The sequence below is a fragment of the Methylobacterium sp. 190mf genome (assembly GCF_900107945.1).
In the GTDB taxonomy this organism is placed as follows: Bacteria; Pseudomonadota; Alphaproteobacteria; order Rhizobiales; family Beijerinckiaceae; genus Methylobacterium.
The window spans coordinates 1-3,551 of the sequence record NZ_FNVI01000070.1 but is presented as its reverse complement, the minus strand read 5'-3'; the positions used below and the strand labels follow the sequence as shown (position 1 = coordinate 3,551).

The window sequence follows — 3,551 nt, the reverse complement described above, 5'->3', positions numbered from 1 at the left end:
TCCCTCCCGCCGAGGCGGAGGCACGCTATTATGCCCAGGCCGAGGTCCAAGCCTTGGCCGCCTGAGCCAAACCAAACGGCCTCCGGAAAACCCGGCGCGATTCACCCTGTCGGCACGGCCAAAACGATGAACTCCTTGCTCGAGAGTTGGCCGGTGCTTCGAGCGCTCCATCCACGCCGGGAGGATCTGCCCGACTAACAAGCCGCGAAACCGGGCGCAGCGCGGCACCGCGCCGGGCTGGAAAGCTTGGCTGTGTGATCGGTTGATGCTTGGCGGCGAGCGCGCGGCGGTGACGTACACGCTGATTCGGGTCGCGCGGCAACAGCGTCGACACGGAGATCTCGATTCCGTTCACGAGACTCGCAACACCTTGTTTATCTTTGTCACCGACAAGATCAGCCGCATATTCGGCTCATATCACAGCTGGAAGAGTCATTCCAAGTAAATCGATTCTTCTTTCTCGCGAACCGACCAATGTAGCTTATCAGCACTATAACTGCCATTGCCAAGCTCCGTAAGTTCGCTCCAAACGTAATCCGATTTCAGGATAGTGCTCTGAGGTAACCGCTGGCGCCGATCTGAGCGTTCAGCGTAAATATCCATCAGCACCTTGGTCCCAGCAACGTGCCACACCGATGTTGACAGACGATTGTCGACGTTATAGTGCGCCCGTTCAATGCACTCCTCTATAAAATCGCTTCCTTTGGCGGCGCCGATTAAATTATTTGTCAAAATACCTGTCGGATCAGGAAGTTGGGCGAAACTGAAGTGCTCTATAAGGACGAGTTTATGTCTAAGATAATCATGCAGCCATTGACGCCGAGGTCGAACTTTCAAATCTGACCAAAATCCTCCAAATTCCGAAAGAAGATATAGCCGAACTAAATCAGCCTTCATCGCCTCGAATCTAAAGAGCCTAATCGCGCGCGTCATCCGCTCTGCACGCTGAGGCGGTAATGCCGCGGCGACTTCATTTATGGTCCAGATACGGTGCTCGAAATCAGGGTGAAAATTTTTCCATGCCTGGATCTGCGGCAGTACATCATGCGGAATCGTGTCGAGATGGGCCGGTGGGATCCAGAGCTGATGAATTTTCCGGGGGATCCTGTCCGGGAGAAGGAAACTAACGCATCGAGATATATTGATCGAACGTCGGGTCTTGATTGTACGTCTGAGAAAACTCATGAAAGCCAAATCTCCAAGTCGAAGCTCGGCACAAATACCAACTTCGCATCTTCTCCTTGCCGCTCCAAGCTGCGGGCTACACAGCGTGGGTCTCAAGACAGTACGCACAAAATACCATTATGGTCGAAGCCGACACGAATACCAGACAGAATGGGCGCGATTAGAAATCTTTCCAGACCGCTAATTTTGAAATGCAAAAATATCGGACAGGAAACAGGCTGATATTACCTACTACGGCCGCTCATGCAACACTGGAAATCGTCAGTATTCCACAATCGTCAGCCCGAATGTTTTCGGGAAGCCTGTCCTGCATCCCTCCATCTTCGCAAACCTAAACTTCACTTATAGAGCAACGGCTAAAAGTTACGGAGGAAATACCGAAGCCTTCGGCCGCAGAGACACGGCACACTGCCTCTACATTGGCAACTCTATCGTCTACCACCCGAAACATGGCAGTAAAATCATTATCACAGGCTCCACCAAGATTGATTTTCTTCTCAGCGAGCGTCCGAGCCCCAGAATCGGCAGTCACTATCAATTCCATAATCCCACTCAAAGGTATGGACTCGACTTTTGCAGTAACGCTATATTCGCCGCGCGTAAGACTTATGTATGGGCCAAACAGCAAAGTTCCACTCTGCTGCGAGTCCACAAACATCGTACCTTCTTTGAGTACTCCTATTTCAGTGCAAAGCGTTTCCGCTGGGTACGTTCGAGACGAGCCATCCGAGGCCAGTTCTCCACGTAAGCTCTCGGCCAAAGAAATTTTTTTCGCGAAAATCGATCTATATTCACGACCTCGAAATTCAAGCAAATTGTTAAAATCTGAAGGTGTGATGCACACAAGCTCTTGCGTCGGATCCTTCATCTCATCGCGGTACTTTGGAAAATAGAATCCTGCTTCCTTTAAATCGCATATTATAAAATTGTCAAGCATGACGTCCATAGCGACATCGGCACTGCTGGAATCGTTTAGATGTTCGATGCTTAAGCCAGGAATTTTGCCGCAGAAGTAGTTGTAGTAAATATGCTGCTCCGTGGCAAGTCTGGTGGAGTAAGTCTTCTCTGCTTCAAAAGAGTTGGCCGCATGCTGATGGCACGAAAAATATATGCTGTTAGATAAACTCATCTGTGGGATATTCCACATTTCAGCAACATCACAAGTCAGGCCGAAATTCAGCCAGTCGCTAAAATGCAATGGAAAACGCACAACAGTATATGGATTTACTGTGAACATCCAAGATATTAATACTCTTTCTTTAAGTGTAGCAGTTGAAAGTCTCGGGTGGCGGTTCTTTTCTGAATACTGCGAAATAAAATTTTTGTTGAGAAAGCACATATCGTTCCTAATTCTTAAGCAATATTTATTTTTGGCGAGTTTTAGGCCAGCCTGTGCTGCGGATATTTGCAGGTTGACATTATTAGGGCTGCTAATAGTACTTTTGATTGGCGGAAGGGGAAGTGCGGCCTCAGCCAAGCAAATTGCGTCGCAGCTGCGCCTGATGATATCGGCGGCGGATTGAGCAATTGAATTGTTCGTATGACTATCGCTGAGGCTGAAATGGCCAACACTATTAAATCGATGTAGGTCGATTAAATCTGAGCTTGAAATCGAGAATATAATTTCCGCAACTGGAAATAAGAATCTCCAATGGGCTAAAAAATTGGCGCACTCTACTAAGTTTCCTGTAAACAGCGGGCCTTGCACCACAATGCTAATTTGATCCATTTCGTTTTGCATTTGTTGCTCCGGTCGCTCCACCCAGCAGATCAGGAACCGAACCTTGAAAGTAGCACAAGCTGCGTCTGCGATCTAGATTCATGGGCGGCATGGATTGAAGAATTCTCGGAAAACGCAGTAGGAATAATTTTGTATGGAGCCGCACGGTCGAACGAATTAGGTCGGGATGGTAATTTGCCCGTCGTATTGCATTTTGCTGTAGTTATTTAAGAAAATATGTACTGCAATAGTTAGCAGGCATATCGGGGAGCGCACAGGTGATTTTGTATATTTTCTCCTTAAATGTTAAAGACGGGCATTGCAATAAGCTTCGTGAAAAGCCTAGCGTTACAGTGTAATTACCCAGGCCTATGATGGCAGGGTTCAAGCGCCGACGGTTTTGAGGATGGTGCCAAAGGGAGTGCTGCCTGTGATGCGCGCGGTATCGACAACGGTGCGGATGGCGGCCTCGCCCTCGGCCGCCCACATCGCGCGATAACCGTTAGTGTAGACTTGCCTCGAGAAAGTGGCTCTTCGTCATTTCGTGTGGGTCGGTGTGCGACGCTAGCCAAGCCTCGAAGGTCGCCGAGTTGCGGTCGGGCAGAAGATCGATGGCACGATGATGGTCGAGGTCGACGACGAGCGT

The 3,551-nt window shown here is 49.1% G+C and carries 2 protein-coding genes; both read right to left on the bottom strand.

Features of this window, described 5'->3' with window-relative positions:
* Positions 1-432: 432 nt before the first annotated feature.
* Positions 433-1,185 carry a glycosyltransferase gene (locus C4T42_RS31385; RefSeq protein ID WP_107491600.1) on the bottom strand — a complete coding sequence of 251 codons (753 nt, stop codon included), beginning with the start codon at positions 1,183-1,185 and terminating at the stop codon, positions 433-435.
* Positions 1,186-1,516: 331 nt separating this feature from the next.
* Entirely contained in the window at positions 1,517-2,926 is a 1,410-nt protein-coding gene (locus C4T42_RS31205; RefSeq protein WP_103986557.1) for a WavE lipopolysaccharide synthesis family protein, read from the bottom strand.
* Positions 2,927-3,551 lie beyond the last annotated feature (625 nt).